At 70.5% G+C, this 18,472-nt stretch carries 17 protein-coding genes and 2 rRNA genes (1 of these 19 only partly in view); 4 read left to right on the forward strand and 15 right to left on the reverse strand.

What is annotated here, in order from left to right; genetic code table 11:
• Positions 1-8 precede the first annotated feature (8 nt).
• From hemB to HUT19_RS17930, 5 genes are read right to left on the reverse strand one after another with little or no spacing between them, the layout of a single operon-like run.
• Complete coding sequence (gene hemB, locus HUT19_RS17910; protein WP_176181454.1) at positions 9-1,010, reverse strand: porphobilinogen synthase; 1,002 nt, start codon at positions 1,008-1,010, stop codon at positions 9-11.
• Positions 1,007-2,671 carry a uroporphyrinogen-III synthase gene (locus tag HUT19_RS17915; protein WP_176181455.1) on the reverse strand — a complete coding sequence of 555 codons (1,665 nt, stop codon included), beginning with the start codon at positions 2,669-2,671 and terminating at the stop codon, positions 1,007-1,009. The genes hemB and HUT19_RS17915 overlap by 4 nt, the downstream gene beginning before the upstream one ends.
• A complete protein-coding gene (hemC, locus tag HUT19_RS17920) occupies positions 2,668-3,666 on the reverse strand; it encodes a hydroxymethylbilane synthase (RefSeq protein ID WP_176181456.1) in 999 nt (332 codons plus the stop codon). Before hemC ends, HUT19_RS17915 begins: the two co-directional genes overlap by 4 nt.
• Positions 3,663-5,132, reverse strand: coding sequence for a glutamyl-tRNA reductase (locus HUT19_RS17925; protein ID WP_176181457.1), 1,470 nt, complete (start codon positions 5,130-5,132; stop codon positions 3,663-3,665). The genes hemC and HUT19_RS17925 overlap by 4 nt, the downstream gene beginning before the upstream one ends.
• Positions 5,129-5,935, reverse strand: a complete 807-nt coding sequence (locus HUT19_RS17930; RefSeq protein ID WP_176181458.1) for a redox-sensing transcriptional repressor Rex — start codon at positions 5,933-5,935, stop codon at positions 5,129-5,131. Before HUT19_RS17930 ends, HUT19_RS17925 begins: the two co-directional genes overlap by 4 nt.
• A gap of 315 nt (positions 5,936-6,250) precedes the next feature.
• Between HUT19_RS17930 and HUT19_RS17935 the strand changes: the two genes are divergently transcribed.
• The 4 genes from HUT19_RS17935 to HUT19_RS17950 all read left to right on the forward strand — a co-directional run bounded on the left by HUT19_RS17935 (position 6,251) and on the right by HUT19_RS17950 (position 10,287).
• Positions 6,251-6,529 carry a glutaredoxin family protein gene (locus HUT19_RS17935; protein WP_176181459.1) on the forward strand — a complete coding sequence of 93 codons (279 nt, stop codon included), beginning with the start codon at positions 6,251-6,253 and terminating at the stop codon, positions 6,527-6,529.
• Positions 6,530-6,615: 86 nt separating this feature from the next.
• Entirely contained in the window at positions 6,616-7,539 is a 924-nt protein-coding gene (locus tag HUT19_RS17940; RefSeq protein ID WP_176181460.1) for an HAD family phosphatase, read from the forward strand.
• 495 nt (positions 7,540-8,034) lie between these two features.
• Complete coding sequence (locus HUT19_RS17945; protein ID WP_176181461.1) at positions 8,035-8,841, forward strand: ECF subfamily RNA polymerase sigma factor, BldN family; 807 nt, start codon at positions 8,035-8,037, stop codon at positions 8,839-8,841.
• Between the two features lie 219 nt (positions 8,842-9,060).
• On the forward strand, positions 9,061-10,287 hold the full coding sequence (locus tag HUT19_RS17950) for a DUF5667 domain-containing protein (RefSeq protein WP_176181462.1): 1,227 nt from the start codon (positions 9,061-9,063) through the stop codon (positions 10,285-10,287).
• Between the two features lie 99 nt (positions 10,288-10,386).
• Here the strand turns inward: HUT19_RS17950 and HUT19_RS17955 are convergent, their stop codons facing one another.
• The 10 genes from HUT19_RS17955 to HUT19_RS18000 all read right to left on the reverse strand — a co-directional run.
• Positions 10,387-11,445, reverse strand: a complete 1,059-nt coding sequence (locus HUT19_RS17955) for a lysophospholipid acyltransferase family protein (RefSeq protein ID WP_176181463.1) — start codon at positions 11,443-11,445, stop codon at positions 10,387-10,389.
• Between the two features lie 14 nt (positions 11,446-11,459).
• Positions 11,460-12,503 (reverse strand): NAD-dependent epimerase/dehydratase family protein, encoded by a 1,044-nt coding sequence (locus HUT19_RS17960; RefSeq protein WP_176181464.1) that lies wholly within the window; start codon positions 12,501-12,503, stop codon positions 11,460-11,462.
• A 217-nt stretch (positions 12,504-12,720) separates the two neighbouring features.
• On the reverse strand, positions 12,721-12,819 hold the full coding sequence (locus HUT19_RS17965; RefSeq protein ID WP_003948845.1) for an AURKAIP1/COX24 domain-containing protein: 99 nt from the start codon (positions 12,817-12,819) through the stop codon (positions 12,721-12,723).
• A 133-nt stretch (positions 12,820-12,952) separates the two neighbouring features.
• On the reverse strand, positions 12,953-13,162 hold the full coding sequence (locus tag HUT19_RS17970) for a helix-turn-helix domain-containing protein (protein WP_014053989.1): 210 nt from the start codon (positions 13,160-13,162) through the stop codon (positions 12,953-12,955).
• Positions 13,163-13,290: 128 nt separating this feature from the next.
• Positions 13,291-14,106, reverse strand: coding sequence for a phosphatase (locus HUT19_RS17975; RefSeq protein ID WP_176181465.1), 816 nt, complete (start codon positions 14,104-14,106; stop codon positions 13,291-13,293).
• An 88-nt stretch (positions 14,107-14,194) separates the two neighbouring features.
• Positions 14,195-15,367: an acetoin utilization protein AcuC gene (locus HUT19_RS17980; protein WP_176181466.1), complete on the reverse strand. Its 1,173-nt coding sequence runs from the start codon at positions 15,365-15,367 to the stop codon at positions 14,195-14,197.
• Complete coding sequence (locus HUT19_RS17985) at positions 15,336-16,556, reverse strand: MFS transporter (protein ID WP_176181467.1); 1,221 nt, start codon at positions 16,554-16,556, stop codon at positions 15,336-15,338. Before HUT19_RS17985 ends, HUT19_RS17980 begins: the two co-directional genes overlap by 32 nt.
• Before the next feature lie 25 nt (positions 16,557-16,581).
• A complete protein-coding gene (locus HUT19_RS17990) occupies positions 16,582-17,238 on the reverse strand; it encodes an HAD family phosphatase (RefSeq protein WP_176181468.1) in 657 nt (218 codons plus the stop codon).
• Positions 17,239-17,326: 88 nt separating this feature from the next.
• Positions 17,327-17,443 (reverse strand): 5S ribosomal RNA (gene rrf / locus HUT19_RS17995).
• Positions 17,444-17,514: 71 nt separating this feature from the next.
• A 23S ribosomal RNA gene (locus HUT19_RS18000) occupies positions 17,515-18,472 on the reverse strand (it continues 2,164 nt past the right edge of the window).

The following is an 18,472-nucleotide window of genomic DNA, read 5'->3' on the forward strand; positions in this document are numbered from 1 at the left end:
CCGGGGGCTTACTCGCCGCGGTTCAGCCGCTGGGCGACCTCGGTGGCCCAGTAGGTGAGGATCATCCCCGCGCCCGCGCGCCGCACGGCGGTCAGCGTCTCCATGATGGCGCGGTCGCGGTCGATCCAGCCGTTGGCCGCGGCCGCCTCGACCATCGCGTACTCACCGGAGATCTGGTACGCCGCCACCGGTACGTCCACCGCGTCGGCGATCCGCCGCAGGATGTCCAGGTAGGGCAGCGCGGGCTTCACCATGACCATGTCCGCGCCCTCGGCGAGGTCCAGCTCCAGTTCCCGCAGCGCCTCACGGGCGTTGGGCGGGTCCTGCTGGTACGTCTTGCGGTCGCCCTTGAGCGAGGAGCCGACGGCCTCGCGGAAGGGGCCGTAGAACGCGGAGGCGTACTTGGCGGTGTAGGCCAGGATCGACACGTCCTGGTGGCCGATGGCGTCCAGCGCCTCGCGGACCACCCGGACCTGGCCGTCCATCATCCCGCTGGGGCCCACCGTGTGGACGCCGGCGTCCGCCTGCGCCCGCGCCATCTCGGCGTAGCGCTCCAGCGTGGCGTCGTTGTCCACCCGGCCCTCGGCGTCCAGGACGCCGCAGTGGCCGTGGTCGGTGTGCTCGTCCAGGCACAGGTCCGACATGATCACCAGGTCGTCGCCGACCTCGGCCCGGACGTCCCGGATGGCCAGCTGGAGAATCCCGTCCGGATCGGTGCCGGGCGTACCGACGGCGTCCTTCTTGGCCTCCTCCGGCACCCCGAACAGCATGATCCCGCCGATGCCCGCCTCGACGGCCTCGGCGGCCGCCTTCCGCAGGGTCTCCCGGGTGTGCTGGACCACGCCCGGCATCGACGCCAGCGGCACCGGCTCGCTCACCCCCTCCCGCACGAACGCGGGCAGGATCAGCTCGGCGGGGTGCAGCCGGGTCTCGGCGACCATGCGCCGCATCGCCGGAGTGGTGCGCAGCCGCCGCGGCCGCGCTCCCGGGAAACTGCCGTACCTGGTCACGAGCGTGCCCTCCTCCTCGATCCCGGCCGCCGCTCGCTCGGGCGGGTGACCGGGTCCCCGTTCTCGATCGCGGCCTGGCGCCGCGCGGCCCCGAAGTCCGCGAGCGCCTCGGCCAGTTTGAGCACCGAGGGCTCGGGCGACAGCACATCCACCCGCAGGCCGTGCTCCTCCGCGGTCTTCGCGGTGGCCGGGCCGATACAGGCGATGACGGTGACATTGTGCGGCTTGCCCGCGATGCCGACGAGGTTCCGCACGGTGGACGACGAGGTGAACAGCACCGCGTCGAACCCGCCGCCCTTGATGGCCTCGCGGGTCTCGGCCGGCGGCGGCGAGGCGCGCACGGTCCGGTACGCGGTGACGTCGTCGACCTCCCAGCCCAGCTCGATCAGCCCGGCGACCAGGGTCTCGGTGGCGATGTCGGCGCGCGGCAGGAAGACGCGGTCGATCGGGTCGAAGACCGGGTCGTACGGCGGCCAGTCCTCCAGCAGCCCGGCCGCGGACTGCTCACCGCTGGGCACCAGATCCGGCTTGACGCCGAAGTCGATCAGCGACTTGGCGGTCTGCTCACCGACCGCGGCGACCTTGATCCCGGCGAACGCGCGGGCGTCGAGCCCATACTCCTCGAACTTCTCGCGCACCGCCTTGACCGCGTTGACCGAGGTGAAGGCGATCCATTCGTAGCGCCCGGTGACCAGGCCCTTGACCGCACGCTCCATCTGCTGCGGGGTGCGCGGCGGTTCGACCGCGATGGTCGGCACCTCGCTGGGCACCGCGCCGTACGAGCGCAGCTGGTCGGAGAGCGAGGCGGCCTGCTCCTTGGTCCGCGGGACCAGGACGTTCCAGCCGAACAGCGGCTTGGACTCGAACCACGACAGCTGGTCGCGCCGCTCGGCCGCGCCCCGCTCGCCCACCACGGCTATCACCGGCTGTGCGCCCTGCGGCGACGGCAGCACCTTCGCGGACTTCAGCACCTGCGCGATGGTCCCGAGCGTCGCCGTCCAGGTCCGCTGGCGGGTGGTGGTGCCCGCGACGGTCACCGTCAGCGGGGTGTCCGGCTTACGGCCCGCGGCCACCAGCTCCCCGGCCGCGGCGGCGACGCTCTCCAGGGTGGCGGAGACGACGGCGGTGGCGTCCGAGGAGCCGACCTCGCTCCAGCAGCGCTCGTCGGCGGTCCGCGCGTCCACGAAGCGGACGTCGGCGTTCTGCGCGTCCCGCAGCGGCACCCCCGCGTAGGCGGGCACCCCCACCGCGGCCGCGATGCCCGGCACCACCTCGAAGACGAGGCCCTCGGCGGCGCAGGCGAGCATCTCGTCGGCGGCGTACCCGTCGAGACCGGGGTCGCCCGCGACGGCGCGGACGACCCGCTTGCCGCCGCGCGCGGCCGCCATGACAAGATTGGCGGTGTCCCGGAGTACCGGGACATCGGCGGAGCTTGACGACCCGTCAGCGTCCGTCTGCTGCGGTGCGCCCTGCGCGTCCGCGGCCACACCCGGCCTGACGTGCGCACGTACCACGTCGAGCACGTCAGGGTCGGCGATGAGTACGTCGGCGGCGGCAAGTGCCTCCACGGCGCGCAGCGTCAGCAGGCCCGGATCTCCCGGGCCTGCGCCGAGGAAGGTGACCTGTCCGCAGCCGGGGTGGTTCGGGGCGGTGGGGTTCAAAGTGCTCGCTCCCCCATAAGACCGGCCGCACCCTTCGCGAGCATCTCGGTGGCGAGTTCGCGACCCATGATCTGAGCCTGCGACACGGCCTCACCAGGCGAAGCGGGTACGGGACCGGTGGTGGACAGCTGCACCAGCGCCGAGCCGTCGGTGGTGCCGACGACGCCGCGCAGGCGCATTTCGGTGACATCCTGAGCGTCGCCCAGCAGGTCGGCCAGCGCACCCACAGGTGCGCTGCAACCGGCCTCCAGGGCAGCGAGCAGGGATCGCTCGGCGGTCACGGCGGCCCGCGTGTGCGGGTCGTCGAGCTCGGCGAGCAGGGCAGCGAGTGCAGCGTCGGACGCGGCGCATTCGACTGCCAGGGCCCCCTGGCCGGGGGCGGGCAAAATGTGGTCGGCGTCGAGGATCTCGGTCGCCTCGTGGATCCGTCCCATCCGGACCAGACCGGCGGCGGCGAGTACCACGGCGTCCAGTTCCCCCGAACGCACATAGCCGATGCGGGTGTCGACATTGCCGCGGATCGGCACGGTGTCGACGGCGAGGCCGAACGAACGGGCCCACGCGTTGAGCTGGGCCGCGCGGCGGGGCGAGCCGGTGCCTATCCGCGCGCCGGGAGGGAGTTCGGCGAAGGTGAGCCCGTCACGGGCGATCAGCGCGTCGCGCGGGTCCTCGCGGCGCGGTATCGCGGCCAGCACCAGCCCCTCGGGCTCGCCGGTCGGCAGGTCCTTCAGCGAGTGCACGGCGAAGTCGATCTCACCGCGCAGCAGTGCCTCGCGCAGCGCGGAGACGAAGACGCCGGTGCCGCCGATCTGCGCGAGCTGTTCCCGCGAGGTGTCGCCGTAGGTGGTGATCTCGACCAGTTCGACGGGGCGTCCGGTCAGCGTCCGCACCGCGTCCGCGATCAGCCCGGACTGGGCCATGGCGAGTGCGCTGCGGCGGGTGCCCAGGCGCAGCGGTGCGGTGGGGGTGGCGGGGGTGGCAGGGGTGGCGCTCATGCCCGGCCTCCCTTCGGGTCGTTCCGTTCGGCGGTGCCGCGTGCGGGGGCGGCGCCGGGGCCGCCCGCGTCGGCGCGGCTGACAGCGGCGACCGCCTGCGGGTCGAGGTCGAACAGCTCGCGCAGCGCGTCCGCGTACCCGGCACCCCCCGGGGTGCTCGCCAGCTCCTTGACCCGCACGGTGGGCGCGTGCAACAGCTTGTCGACGACCCGCCGCACGGTCTGCGTGATCTCGGACCGCTGCTTGTCGTCCAGGTCGGGAAGACGTCCCTCGAGCCGGGCGACCTCGCTCGCGACGACATCTGCCGCCATGGTACGCAGCGCGACCACGGTGGGGGTGATGTGCGCGGCGCGCTGGGCCGCCCCGAAGGCGGCGACCTCGGCGGAAACGATGCCTCGGACCTGGTCGACGTCGGCGGCCATCGCCCCGGCGGCCGGTCCCGATCCGTCGGCCGGGGTGGCGGCCGCCTCGGCGAGCGACTCGATGTCCACCAGGCGCAGGCCGTCGATCCGGTGTGCCGCGGCGTCGATGTCCCGCGGCATGGCCAGGTCCAGCAGCGCGACCCCGTCCGTGTCACCGGGCCCGCCCGCCGGGGGGCAGGCCGCGCGCTGGGCGAGCGCGGTGCGCAGCTCGTCGGCGGTCAGCACCACACCCGTGGCGCCGGTACAGGAGACGACGATGTCGGCGTGCGGCAGTTCGGCGGCGACCCGGTCCCGCGGTACGGCGCGGGCGACCAGCCCGGCGATCCGGACCGCGTCGGTGGCGGCGTGCTGCTCGGCCAGGGACTCGGCCAGCCGCAGCGCCCGCTCCAACGTCCTGTTGGCGATCACCAGTTCTGCCACACCGGCGCGGGCGAGGGTCGCGGCGGCCAGCGAGGACATCGAGCCCGCGCCGATCACCAGCGCACGCTTCCCGGCGGCCCACTCGGCCACCGGCGCCGGTCCGGCCAGCTGCTCCAGGCCGAAGGTGACCAGCGACTGCCCGGCCTTGTCGATACCGGTCTCGCTGTGCGCCCGCTTGCCGACCCGCAGCGCCTGCTGGAACAGGTCGTTCAGCATCCGGCCCGCGGTGTGCAGCTGCTGTCCGAGCGCCAGCGCGTCCTTGATCTGGCCGAGGATCTGGCCCTCGCCGACGACCATCGAGTCCAGTCCGCAGGCCACCGAGAACAGATGGTGGACGGCCCGGTCCTCGTAGTGGACGTAGAGATAGGGGGTGAGCTCGTCCAGGCCGACGCCGGTGTGCTGGGCGATCAGCGTGGACAGCTCGGCGACCCCGGCGTGGAACTTGTCCACGTCGGCGTAGAGCTCGATGCGGTTGCAGGTGGCCAGCACCGCGGCCTCGGTGGCGGGCTCGGCGGCGAGGGTGTCCTGCACCAGCTTCGCCTGCTCGTCCCCGACCAGGGCGGCGCGCTCCAGCACGCTCACGGGCGCGCTGCGGTGACTCAGTCCGACGACGAGGAGACTCATGCCGGCATCACGGCGGGTACGTCCCCGTCAGGTCCTTGCCGGCCGCCGTCGGCGCCGGGTCCGCCCGCGGCCGTCCGGGTGTGGGGGGCCACGGGGGCCTGCGGAACGGCGCCCGCGCCCTCCTCGTGGCCGGTCGACTCCTCGCCCGCCTTGCGCTGCTCGTGGAAGGCGAGGATCTGGAGCTCGATGGAGAGGTCGACCTTGCGCACGTCCACCCCGTCCGGAACGGACAGCACGGTGGGCGCGAAGTTGAGGATGGAGGTGATACCCGCGGCGACGAGCCGGTCACAGACCTGCTGGGCCGCGCCCGCCGGGGTGGCGATCACACCGATCGACACACCATTGTCGTCGATGATCTTCTCGAGCTCGTCGGTGTGCTGGACCGCGATGCCCGCGACGGGCTTGCCCGCCATCGCCGGATCGGCGTCGATCAGCGCGGCGACCCGGAAGCCACGGGAGGCGAAGCCGCCGTAGTTGGCGAGGGCGGCGCCGAGGTTACCGATACCGACGATCACCACGGGCCAGTCCTGGGTGAGGCCGAGCTCCCGCGAGATCTGGTAGACGAGGTACTCCACGTCGTAGCCGACGCCGCGGGTGCCGTAGGAACCCAGGTAGGAGAAGTCCTTGCGGAGCTTGGCCGAATTGACTCCGGCCGCGGTCGCCAGTTCCTCGGAGGACACCGTGGGCACCGAGCGCTCGGAGAGCGCCGTCAGGGCGCGCAGATACAGCGGTAGCCGGGCGACGGTGGCCTCGGGAATCCCTCGGCTTCGGGTCGCCGGTCGGTGAGTTCGGCCAGTTGCCACGGTGCTCCTGCGGGTAGAGCGGGGCTGCGGGCGGTCCACAGGTGCATGACCGCCCCATCGACAGCAGGCTATGTCTTTGTGAACGCGTGCACAAAGATGGTGTCCGCTTTGTCCGAGCAAAGTGACCGGTGTCACGCACCCGTTCCGGCCGCGCCCGGAACCACGACCTGCATCACACCGTTCCCGGCAGGCACACGCGTACCCGTGGGGCGCCGACGGGAGCACAGGCCCTCACTCCTCACCTTTTTACCCCCGGACACCTATAAATCGCCCACGATCGTAATCGACCCCGTGGACCCGGGCACAATGGCGAGCATGAGTCCCCTGCTGCGCCGCACACCCCGCAAGAACCCCGCCGAGCGCACGGTGACACTGATCGGCAAGCCCGACTGTCACCTCTGCGAGGACGCCGAGGCCGTGATCGAGAAGGTCTGCGGCGAGCTGGGCACCCCCTGGGAGAAGAAGGACATCACCCAGGACGAGGAGCTCTACCGCAAGTACTGGGAGCAGATCCCGGTGATCCTGGTGGACGGCGCCCAGCACGACTTCTGGCGGGTGGACCCCAAGCGGCTGCGGACCGCGCTGGGCGGCTGACCCCGCCGCCCCCCTTTCGCGCAACCTGAATCGTCCATACACCCGGGCGTAACGGGATGGGCCGCGCCGCTGGCTATGCTCGCTTCATGGCCGCACTGGGATGGTTCACCCACCGTCGACGACCCGCCACGGAGCGGAGCGTCCTCGCCGGAGAGGCGTCGGCCGAGGCGGCGCGCAAGTCGTCGGCCGAGACTCCCGCGCCGCAGTCCGTCGCCGAACCGGAGTTCCCCGTCGTCGGGGACGAACAGGCCGCCGCCTTCTTCGACCTCGACAACACGGTCATGCAGGGCGCCGCCCTCTTCCACTTCGGCCGCGGTCTGTACAAGCGGCACTTCTTCCGCAAGCGCGAACTGGCCCGCTTCGCCTGGCAGCAGACCTGGTTCCGGATGGCGGGCGTCGAGGACCCGGCCCATATGGAGGACGTGCGCAGCAGCGCGCTGTCCATCGTCAAGGGCCACCGGGTCTCCGAGCTGATGTCGATCGGCGAGGAGATCTACGACGAGTACATGGCCGACCGCATCTGGCCCGGCACCCGGGCCCTGGCCCAGGCGCACCTGGACGCCGGGCAGCGGGTCTGGCTGGTGACCGCGGCCCCGGTGGAGACCGCGACGATCATCGCCCGGCGGCTGGGGCTGACCGGGGCGCTGGGGACCGTGGCCGAATCCGTCGGCGGGATCTACACCGGCAAGCTGGTCGGTGAACCGCTGCACGGCCCGGCCAAGGCGGAGGCCGTACGGGCGCTGGCGTCGGCCGAGCGGCTGGACCTGGCCCGCTGCGCGGCCTACAGCGACTCCGCCAACGACATCCCAATGCTGTCGATCGTGGGCCATCCGTACGCCGTGAATCCGGACGGGCGGCTGCGCAAACACGCCCGGGACAACGGCTGGCGGCTGCGCGACTACCGCACCGGCCGCAAGGCGGCCAGGATCGGCATCCCGGCGGCGGCCGGGGTGGGTGCGGTCGCGGGCGGCACGGCGGCCGCCGTGGCGCTGCACCGGCGCCGTCGCTGACCGCGCCCCGACCGCACCCTCCCCCCGGCTCCCGCTGAGCCCCTCATTCCGCTCCGACCAGCGGTGACGGCTGCCCGCGACCGAGCGCGCACGAGCCTGACCGAGCGCGGTCGGGGCTGACCGCTGATTGCGCTGTGTGACGACCTGCCCATCGATACGGAGCGTCACCGACCGACCGCGACCATCCTGTTTCGGTCAATCCGCACTTCCTACCCCACAGCGCCCCCGCCAGTCCCCTTACCGCCGGTTTGTCACAACACGCCATGTAATCGCACAAGCCATGAAAGTTTCCGATCAAAATCCGTCCGCCATTCGGTACTTGATGCGTCATCAATCCATAACGGAGTGAACGGAAACGATGATTTGAGCAACTGGGTGTAGTGCTGCCTATACGAAGCGTTATTCTCCTTAGACGCAAACCGGTACCCACGCGTCCCTACGGCGGGTGAACGGTCCCGTACTGCACGTGATGGAAGCTCTGCCTCTGGGAGTCCCGTGTACCCACACGTCGGGGTTGACGCCTCGGGCCTGGCTACGCTGCGCGCAACGGTCCTCGACTGTCTGCGCGGCTTCGTCCCCACCGCGTATGCCGTCCCCGCGCTCGCCACGCCCGTGCCCGTCAGCCCATCCGTCGGCACGGTCCACCGGTCCGGCCAGGCCAGCTCCTGCTACGCCCTGGCCGACGGCGGCGCTGCGGTGGGCAGACGCTCCCGCGGCGGCGCCTCCACCGCCCGCCGGCCGAGCGCCGACAGCGACAGCCGCCGGATGATGGACCTGGTCGAGCGCGCCCAGTCGGGCGAGGCCGAGGCCTTCGGCCGGCTCTACGACCAGTACGCCGACACCGTCTACCGGTACATCTACTACCGCGTGGGCGGCCGGGCCACCGCCGAGGACCTCACGAGTGAGACGTTCCTTCGCGCCCTGCGCCGCATCGGCACCTTCACCTGGCAGGGCCGCGACTTCGGCGCCTGGCTGGTGACCATCGCCCGCAATCTCGTCGCCGACCACTTCAAGTCCAGCCGCTTCCGGCTGGAGGTCACCACCGGCGAGATGCTCGACGCCAACGAGGTCGAGCGCAGCCCCGAGGACTCCGTCCTGGAGTCGCTGTCCAACGCGGCCCTGCTGCAAGCGGTGCGCAAGCTCAACCCGCAGCAGCAGGAGTGCGTGACGCTCCGCTTCCTCCAGGGGCTCTCGGTCGCCGAGACCGCCCGGGTGATGGGGAAGAACGAAGGCGCGATCAAGACCCTTCAGTACCGGGCCGTGCGCACCCTGGCCAGGCTCCTCCCCGACGACGCCCGCTGACCGGGATCCACTGCCCCCCCCGGTGCCCCCTCCGGCACGTCCGGCCCGCTCCTCGGGAGGGCGTAACCCGGGTGCTGCGCCGCTCGTTGTGGGGGATGCAGGCGCCTTGTGGTCGTACCCTGCCCGTACCCACTCACTCGATCGGGTGGTCCCACGGGTGGGAAGGAACCTTCGGGTGTCCTGGGGAGTCGACCGTCACGACGAGAGGAGGTGCCGCCTGTGATCGCGAACGTATCGGCACACCGGCGGGCGAACGCCTTCGCCAAGGCCCTGGAGGCCCTGGAGGCCCTGGAGAGCAAGCACCAGGCCACCCGGGACGAGACGCCGCACCAGCAACCCGGCTCATCGGCGGAGAGCGCCGAGCAGAGACGGATGGTGGCCCTGGCGAGCGGGCTCGGCGAGCTGCCGGCACCGGTATTGGACCCCGAGGTCAGGACCACACAGCGGGCCCAGCTGATCGCCGCCATGGAAGCGGCCTTCGCCGAGGGCGGCCCACGCGTGCCCGAGCAGCGCCGCCGCCCCGGCGGCGCCCACCGCGCCAAGCCACCGGTGTCCAGACTGCGGCCCCGTTCGCGCTGGTCCAAGGGGCTCGCGGCCGGGGGGCTCACGGTCGGGGTCGCGGCGGGCGCGTTCGGCGGGGTCGCCGCGGCCAGTTCGGACGCCCTGCCGGGCGACACCCTCTACGGGTTCAAGCGCGGCATGGAGGACCTGAAGCTGGAGATGGCGGACGGCGACGCCGCGCGGGGCCGGATCTATCTGGACCAGGCGTCGACACGGATGAGCGAGGCGCGCCGACTGATGGAGCGGGCCCGCTCCGGCGAGCTGGACCACGATTCACTGCGTGAGATCCGCCGCGCCCTGACCGGTATGCGCCATGACGCGTCCGAGGGCCACCGGCTGCTGCACCAGGTCTACGAGCGGGATGGTTCGCTCGGCCCGATGCAGGAGCTGTCCTCCTTCGCCAAGGCCCACCGCGACAGCTGGAGCCAGCTGCGCGAGCGGCTGCCGTTCCAGCTCGCGGACGTCCGGGACGAGGTGAGCTCGGTCTTCGCCGCCATAGACCAGGAGGTCGGCCCGCTCCAGCCGCTGCTGCCCACCACCAAGGACCAGCGGAGCCACTCGGGCCGGCCGGGCGCCGAGGCGCCGCAGCGCTCGGGCGGGGTCTCGCCGGAGCGCCATCCGTCCTCGGCCTCGGCCGCCCCGAGCGGCGGCCGCACCGACGAGACCAGCCGGCCGCGTCCGTCGGCCCCCGTCGCGTCCGAGGACCAGGGGCTGATCGGCGGTACGGGCGATCTGCTCGACCCGCCGGCCGGTGCCGTGACGCCGAGCCCGTCCCCGGGCCGCGGCGACACCGGCAGCAAGCCGACGCAGCCGGACATCACCATTCCGCCGCTGCTGCCCGACCTACTGCCGGGCCTCGACCTCAACGGCGACGACACGAGGTGACCACGTCGGCGGCCGGTGATGCCACCACCGGCCGCCCGCGCCGGACTCCGTCCGTCGGGGCATGGGGCACGCCCCCATGACGTCGGCCCGCTCACCGGCTCAGAAGAACACCGACCGCCGCTGCACCAACAATTTGTAGAGGGTGTGCTGGATCGTTTCTCGTACCTGGTCGGTGAGGTTGAACATCAGCATCGGGTCGTCCGCCGCCTCCGGCGGATGCCCGTCTGTCGGGATCGGCTCACCGAACTGGATGGTCCACTTCGTCGGCAGCGGCACCGCGCCCAGCGGCCCGAGCAGCGGGAAGGTCGGCGTGACCGGGAAGTACGGCACACCCAGCAGTCGCGCCAGCGTCTTCGCGTTCCCCACCATCGGATAGATCTCCTCCGCGCCCACGATCGAGCACGGCACGATCGGCGCCCCCGCGCGCAGCGCCGTCGAGACGAAGCCGCCGCGTCCAAAGCGCTGGAGCTTGTACCGCTCGGAGAACGGCTTGCCGATCCCCTTGAAGCCCTCCGGCATCACCCCGACCACCTCGCCGCGCTCCAGCAGCAGCTGGGCGTCCTCGGCGCAGGCCAGGGTGTGGCCCGCCTTGCGCGCCAGCTCGTTGATGACGGGCAGCATGAAGACCAGATCGGCGGCGAGCAGCCGCAGATGGCGGTCGGCCGGATGGTTGTCGTGCACCGCGACCTGGAGCATCAGCCCGTCCAGCGGCAGCACCCCGGAGTGGTTGGCGACCACCAGCGCGCCACCGCTGTCCGGGATGTTCTCGATGCCCTTCACCTCGACCCGGAAGTACTTCTCGTACATCGGGCGGAGCAGTGACATCAGGACCTGGTCGGTGAGGTCGTGGTCGTAGCCGAAGTCGTCGACCTCGTAGTCACCGGTGATCCGGCGGCGCAGAAAGCTCAGCCCGTGGGCGAGTCTGCGCTCCCAGTCGCCGCCGCCCGGGGCGCGCTTGGGCGGGTGCGGCGGCAGGGGCGGCACCGCGGAGGCCGCCGTGGTGGCTTCGGTGGCGTCGGCTCCCTGCCCCAGCTCCTCGTCGCGCTGCTGCGGTACGGGTTTCAGCGAGCCCTGGGACCGCTTGGCGCGTCCCGGACGGGGGCCCTTTCTCCGGGACCGCGGATCCTCACCGAACGGAATGACCTTGGCATCCGCCATGGTGGTTGCGCTCCTCAATTCTGGGCGCCGGCGGGCAGCAGCGCGGCGAGCCGGTCGATGGTACGGGCGAGGGTCTCGGGCGGGAGCAGCCCGGGACCGCGGCTGTGCACGTAGTCCGCGAAGGCGCCGGCGGTGGTGTGCTCGGGTTCGAAACCCAGGGTCTCGCGCATCTCGTTGGTCGACACGACCCGGCCGTGGGTGAGCAGCCGGACCTGCTCGGGCGAGAAGTCGGTGACGCCGAGGGAGCGCAGCGCGGTACGGGCCCAGCGGAGGGTGGGCAGCAGCAGCGGCAGGGTGGGGCGGCCGAGCCGCCTGGCGGCCTGGGAGAGCAGCAGTACCCCGTCCCCGGCGATGTTGAACGTGCCGCTGTTGAGGGTGCCGCGGCGGGGCTCGGAGGCGGCGATCCGCAGCACCTCGATGGCGTCCTTCTCGTGGACGAACTGGAGCCGGGGGTCGTAGCCGATGACGGTGGGCAGCACCGGCAGCGCGAAGTACTCGGCGAGCGGGGAGTCCGCGCACGGCCCCAGGATATTGGCGAAGCGCAGCACGCACACCGCGACATCGGGGCGGCGCCGGGCGAAGCCGCGGACATAGCCCTCGACCTCGACGGTGTCCTTGGCGAAGCCGCCGCTGGGCAGCGATTTGGGGGGCGTGGTCTCGCCGAAGACGGCGGGGTCGCGGGGCGCCGAGCCGTACACATTGGTGCTGGACTTGACCACGAGCCGCTGGACCGACGGGGCCTTCTGGCAGGCACCGAGCAGCTGCATGGTGCCGATGACGTTGGTCTCCTTGACGGAGGCCCGGTTGCTGCGGGCGCCGAGCGGGGTGCCGTTGATGTCCATGTGGACGACGGTGTCCACGCCGAACTCGGCGAGCAGCTTCCCGATCGTGGGGTGGCGGATGTCGGCCCGGACGAAGTCGGCGCCGCCGAGGTGGTGTTCGGGTGCCACGGCGTCCACGCCGATCACCCGGTCGACATCGGGCTCACGCTGTATGCGCCGTACGAAACGACCTCCCAGCCGGCGTGCGACTCCGGTGACGAGCACGACCTTTCCCAAGATCAGCGCCTTCCTTCCCACCCTCGTCCGAGCTGGGCTGTGCCGAACACCGTAACCGGTTGATGTTGCACTGTGATGACCACTCGCCGCGCCGACCGGCGTTTTAAGCCGTGGCCACGGCTGTGACCGGGGTCACCGCGGGGGCGGAAGCCGTACATACACCGCAGCCCTCCCACCGGCGGTGGAAGGGCTGCGGGACGGACACAGCGTCGCTTGCTTACTTCTTGTTGCGACGCTGGACGCGCGTGCGCTTGAGCAGCTTGCGGTGCTTCTTCTTGGCCATCCGCTTACGCCGCTTCTTGATAACAGAGCCCACGACTACCCTCGCTCACTTCGAATCACTCGGTGCGGGGCGTCCGAGCCCACACGACCTACATCGGGCCAGCCTACCCGGCACCGAGCGAACCACGTAATCCGAGGGTCTTCCGCAGGCCCGTACCGGACCGGACCTAAGCGGACTCCACCCCCACATAGGACTCGCGGAGGTATTCATGAACCGCTTGCTCTGGGACCCGGAAGGACCTGCCCACCCGGATCGCCGGCAGATGACCGCTGTGCACCAAGCGGTACACGGTCATCTTGGACACTCGCATCACCGAGGCAACTTCCGCCACGGTCAGAAACTGAACCTCGTTCAGAGGCCTTTCGCCAGCAGCCATGACACACCTGAACCTTCCGCACATGTCGGGCACCGGCTTCCCCTCCGGTGACTCCTGGTCGCATGCGCGCTCCTCCCCAGATTAGGGGCGCGTGATGCAAGTGGGGAAGAGGAGTAGCTATCGGACGCCTACTGTGACAGACACGCCCGATTGAGTACATAGCGAGTGAGCGGCCGGTAGCAATCAGGCCGCACAGCGTCATCAAGCGGAACGGCGACCGACACCCGCCCCTCGGCCTCCCCGACGAACAGCGCGGGGTCGTCGGTGTCCCCCGGCCCCATGGCCTCAAAGCCCAGCTGACCTGCTCCGCAGACCCATCCGTGGTCCCCGATCACCAGTCCCGGCAGGGTGCCGCCGGACGCCGCGGCGCAGCCCAGCGCGACCCGAACCGGGAGCGGGGAGTGACTGTGGGCGCCCGGCTCACTCGGGCTCGGGCGGGCGCCGGGCTCCCGCACCATCGCGACTCCTTGTACGTAGACGAGCTGGTACATACGTACTCCGAACCGGGTGGTTATGTCGACACATCTACCCTGCCCCGGGGTGAGCACACGACATCCGGCCGCCGAGAGCGCCGACGCCAACGAGGCGTAGAAACCGAGGAGTCGGTGGGGATGGCCGGTGCCGAGCAGGACGGGGAGACGGTCCCGGGCGGCGGCCCGCAGCCGGGCCGCGAAGGCATCCAGGGCGGTGATCGTCCGCTCTGGGTCGATCACATCCTGACCTGAAGTGTGAGCCGGATTGATCGAAACTCCGCATTTGTCGCCCATCAGGCGAAGCAAATCCAGGAACAACCAGTCGTTTTCGGGCTCGAGGCCGAGCAGCACCCGGGGATCCCGGGCGGCGAAGTGCCGGTAGCGGCGCAGGCTCTCCTCCCGGCTGGTGGCCACCGGTCCGGCGAGCCGCGCCGCCAGCAGATGCGCACGCAGCGAGGCGGTACTCAACACGCCCACGATGCTGACGGATCATGGCGGCCCGCTGCCGGGGAACGCCCCGAGACCCCACGGTTGGCCTAACGACCGCCGGAGCGAGCCGCTACGGAAGCAGGCCGTGGTGCGGGAACACCGCCCGGCGGGTCGCCAGGATCGACTGGTCCAGCCGGTCCGCCGGGTCGTAACCGGACTCCGCGAAGTCCCGCCAGCGCGGCTCGCGTCCGTCCGTCATCCGGCGCGGCGCCTCCAGACGCGTCCGCCGGTAGACCTCCCGCCGCCAGTCCTCCGGCACCTCCGTCGCGGGTGCCATCGGACGCCCGGCCGCGATCGCCACCAGATGCGTCCACGACCGCGGCACCACCTCCACCACCGCGTAGCCGCCGCCCCCGAGCGCGACCCACCGCCCCTCGGTGAGGTCGTGCGCCAGCTGGTGGCAGCTCTCCGCGACCGCCCGCTGCGCGTCCACGGTCACCCCCAAGTGGGCGAGCGGATCCTCGATATGGGTGTCCGCGCCGTGCTGCGTCACCAGCACCTGCGGCCGGAACGCGGCCAACAGCTCCGGCACCACCGCGTGGTACGCCCGCAGCCATCCGGCGTCCCCGGTACCGGCCGGCAGCGCCAGGTTCACCGCACTGCCCTCGGCACCGTCCCCGCCCGTCTCCTCGGGCCAGCCGGTCTGCGGGAAGAGCGTGCGGGGGTGTTCGTGCAGAGAGATCGTCAGCACCCGCGGATCGTCCCAGAAGGCCGTCTGCACCCCGTCCCCGTGGTGCACGTCGACGTCCACGTACGCGACCCGCTCGGCGCCCAGCTCCAGCAGCCGCGCCACGGCCAGCGCCGCGTCGTTGTAGATACAGAACCCGGCCGCGCCACCGGGCATCGCATGGTGCAGCCCGCCCGCGAAGTTCACCGCGTGCAGCGCCTCACCGCGCCATACGCTCTCCGCCGCGCCCACCGACTGACCGGCGATCAGCGCCGACGCCTCGTGCATCCCGGCGAACGCCGGGTCGTCCATGGTCCCGAGCCCGTAGGAACCGTCCGCCGACGCCGGATCCGCCGAGGCCCGCCGCACCGCGTCGATGTACTCCTGGCGGTGGACCAGCCGGAGCGTCGAATCCCCGGCCGCCTTGGCAGCCACCACCCCGACCGCCCGGTCCAGCCCGAACGCCTCGACCAGTCGCATGGTCAACGCGAGCCGGACCGGGTCCATCGGATGCCCGGTGCCGAAGTCGTATCCGGTTACTTCCTCATCCCACATCAACTGTGCGCGGCCGCTCATGACCGTCACCGTATCTGGCTGGTACAGGAGCGAACGACCGCGCATACGGCATCGTCGCGAGCACCAGCGCCATCGGCACCAGCATGGCGCCCCGGTAGCTCCACGCGCCACCGAGTGCGCCCACGAGCGGTGAGCCGACCAGGAAGCCGACGTAGTTGAAGATGTTCAGGCGGGCGACGGCGGCGTCGGACGCCCCGGGGAACAGCCGCCCGGCGGCCGCGAAGGTCTGCGGCACCAGCACGCACAATCCGAGCCCCAGCAGCAGGAAGCCGAGCAGCCCCGCCCAGGGGCCGGGCGCCGTCGCGACCACCGCGAAACCACCGGCCGCCAGCAGCGTTCCGGCCCGGACCACGGCGACGGCACCGAAGCGCCGTACCCCGAGGTCACCGAAGGAACGGCCGAGGAGGGTGATCACCATGTAGACGTTGTACGGGAGGGTGGCCAGCTGCTCGGAGCTGTGCAGCACGTCCTCCAGGTACTTGGCGCCCCAGTTGGAGACGGTCGAGTCGCCGATATAGGTGAACGCCATGACGAGGCAGAGCGGCAGCAGTGGCCTCATGCCCACGGGTGCGCCGGCGGCTTGGGCGGCGGGTGCCGCCTCGGGGCGGCCCGTGTCCCGCTGGTCCACGTACCAGCGGGAGGCGACGAGGGCGACCGGCACCAGCAGGGCGACCACCGGTGCGTAGAGCGCGGGCAGCGGTATCTCCCCGTGGGCGCCCGCCCAGGCCGAGGTGGCACCGGTGATCCCGCCCAGGCTGTACGCGGCGTGGAAGCCGAGCATGATGCTCCGCCCGTACGCGCGTTGCAGGCTCACCCCGAGCATGTTCATGGACGCGTCGAGCGCCCCGACGGTCAGGCCGAACCCCCCGAGGGCGAGGGCGGCCTGCCACACGGCCGTGCCCGAACCCGCGGCGAGCAGGGCGAGCGAGACAACGGGCTGCACCCAGCGGAGCACCTGGCCCGGCCGCACCCGCTTCACCAGGTACGCGGTGCCCACGCTCCCGACGCCCGCGAGGATCGGCACGGCGGCGAGGAAGGCGGGCAGCAGCCCGTCGGATATCCCGTAGCGGTCCTGGAGCGCGGGGATCCGGGTCACCAGCAGAGCGAAGATCGCGCCCTGGACGAAGAAGCTGAGGGTCAGTGCGGTCCGGCCGTGTCGCAGACGCGGGGTCGGGCGCGTATCCGTCATGGCCGTGGAGCGTACGGCCAGACGCCTACCTGTGGGTAGCCGCGAGCAGTTGGGGAAGCTCGGCCATATCCGCGAACAGCGCCTGGGCGGCCGCCAGCTTGTCCGGCGGTGTCATCGCCGTGTAGCCGTAGACGTCCATCTCCGCGGCCACGGCGGCCTGAACGCCGAGGGGGCTGTCCTCGATGACCGCGCAGTGCCGGGGCGCGACGCCCATCCGCTCGGCGGCGTGCAGAAACAGATCGGGCGCGGGCTTACCGCGGCCCACGTCCTCGGAGCTGAAGATGCGCTCCTCGCCGAAGAGTTCGTACAGCCCCGTCTTCCGCAGGGCGACCCTGATCCGCTCATGGCTTCCGGAGGAGGCGACGCAGAACGGAACGCTGTCCGCACGCAGCTTCTCCAGCACCGTGCGCGCACCGGTCACCGCCTCCAGCTCACGGGCGAACGCGTCGAAGACACGGCCGTGGAAGGTGGTGTCGAAGTCCGCCGGAAGGCGCTGTCCGGTGCGAGCCAGGACCAGTTCATGGATGCGGTGCATGGCGGACCCCATGTAGTCGCGTAGGGAGTCCTCGTAGCTGGTGGGGTGTCCCAGACTGGTGAGATGGGCGGCGAGGATCCGATTGGAGATGGGCTCGCTGTCGACGAGCACCCCATCGTTGTCGAAGATGACCAGGTCGTAGCGCATGCCGCCAGCCTACAAAGGGGCCGCGAACGGGCAATGGAAAAAGCCCGGTCGGGAGACTGGGCTCCCAACCGGGCTTTTTCTAAAGATTGTTCGGCGGCGTCCTACTCTCCCACAGGGTCCCCCCTGCAGTACCATCGGCGCTGAAAGGCTTAGCTTCCGGGTTCGGAATGTAACCGGGCGTTTCCCTAACGCAATGACCACCGAAACACTATAAAGTTGAACCGGACATGGACACGGTTCATTACTTCAGAACCAACACAGTGGACGCGAGCAACTGAGGACAAGCCCTCGGCCTATTAGTACCAGTCAACTCCACCGGTCACCCGGCTTCCATATCTGGCCTATCAACCCAGTCGTCTACTGGGAGCCTTAACCCATCAAGTGGGTGGGAGCCCTCATCTCGAAGCAGGCTTCCCGCTTAGATGCTTTCAGCGGTTATCCCTCCCGAACGTAGCCAACCAGCCATGCCCTTGGCAGGACAACTGGCACACCAGAGGTTCGTCCGTCCCGGTCCTCTCGTACTAGGGACAGCCCTTCTCAAGACTCCTACGCGCACAGCGGATAGGGACCGAACTGTCTCACGACGTTCTAAACCCAGCTCGCGTACCGCTTTAATGGGCGAACAGCCCAACCCTTGGGACCGACTCCAGCCCCAGGATGCGACGAGCCGACATCGAGGTGCCAAACCATCCCGTCGATATGGACTCTTGGGGAAGATCAGCCTGTTATCCCCGGGGTACCTTTTATCCGTTGAGCGACGGCGCTTCCACAAGCCACCGCCGGATCACTAGTCCCGACTTTCGTCCCTGCTCGACCCGTCAGTCTCACAGTCAAGCTCCCTTGTGCACTTACACTCAACACCTGATTGCCAACCAGGCTGAGGGAACCTTTGGGCGCCTCCGTTACCCTTTAGGAGGCAACCGCCCCAGTTAAACTACCCACCAGACACTGTCCCTGATCCGGATCACGGACCCAGGTTAGACATCCAGCACGACCAGAGTGGTATTTCAACAATGACTCCCCCTGAACTGGCGTCCAGAGTTCACAGTCTCCCACCTATCCTACACAAGCCGAACCGAACACCAATATCAAGCTGTAGTAAAGGTCCCGGGGTCTTTCCGTCCTGCTGCGCGAAACGAGCATCTTTACTCGTAATGCAATTTCACCGGGCCTATGGTTGAGACAGTCGAGAAGTCGTTACGCCATTCGTGCAGGTCGGAACTTACCCGACAAG

It is taken from the genome of Streptomyces sp. NA02950, assembly GCF_013364155.1.
Classification (GTDB): domain Bacteria; phylum Actinomycetota; class Actinomycetes; order Streptomycetales; family Streptomycetaceae; genus Streptomyces.

Coding starts and splice junctions, on each gene's coding strand:
- HUT19_RS17925 (WP_176181457.1), bottom strand. CDS start 5,132: ATGAGTCTCCTCGTCGTCGGACTGAGTCACCGCAGCGCGCCCGTGAGC.
- HUT19_RS17935 (WP_176181459.1), top strand. CDS start 6,251: ATGAGTCCCCTGCTGCGCCGCACACCCCGCAAGAACCCCGCCGAGCGC.
- HUT19_RS17940 (WP_176181460.1), top strand. CDS start 6,616: ATGGCCGCACTGGGATGGTTCACCCACCGTCGACGACCCGCCACGGAG.
- HUT19_RS17970 (WP_014053989.1), bottom strand. CDS start 13,162: ATGGCTGCTGGCGAAAGGCCTCTGAACGAGGTTCAGTTTCTGACCGTG.
- HUT19_RS17980 (WP_176181466.1), bottom strand. CDS start 15,367: ATGAGCGGCCGCGCACAGTTGATGTGGGATGAGGAAGTAACCGGATAC.
- hemC (WP_176181456.1), bottom strand. CDS start 3,666: ATGAGCGCCACCCCTGCCACCCCCGCCACCCCCACCGCACCGCTGCGC.
- HUT19_RS17990 (WP_176181468.1), bottom strand. CDS start 17,238: ATGCGCTACGACCTGGTCATCTTCGACAACGATGGGGTGCTCGTCGAC.
- HUT19_RS17985 (WP_176181467.1), bottom strand. CDS start 16,556: ATGACGGATACGCGCCCGACCCCGCGTCTGCGACACGGCCGGACCGCA.
- HUT19_RS17955 (WP_176181463.1), bottom strand. CDS start 11,445: ATGGCGGATGCCAAGGTCATTCCGTTCGGTGAGGATCCGCGGTCCCGG.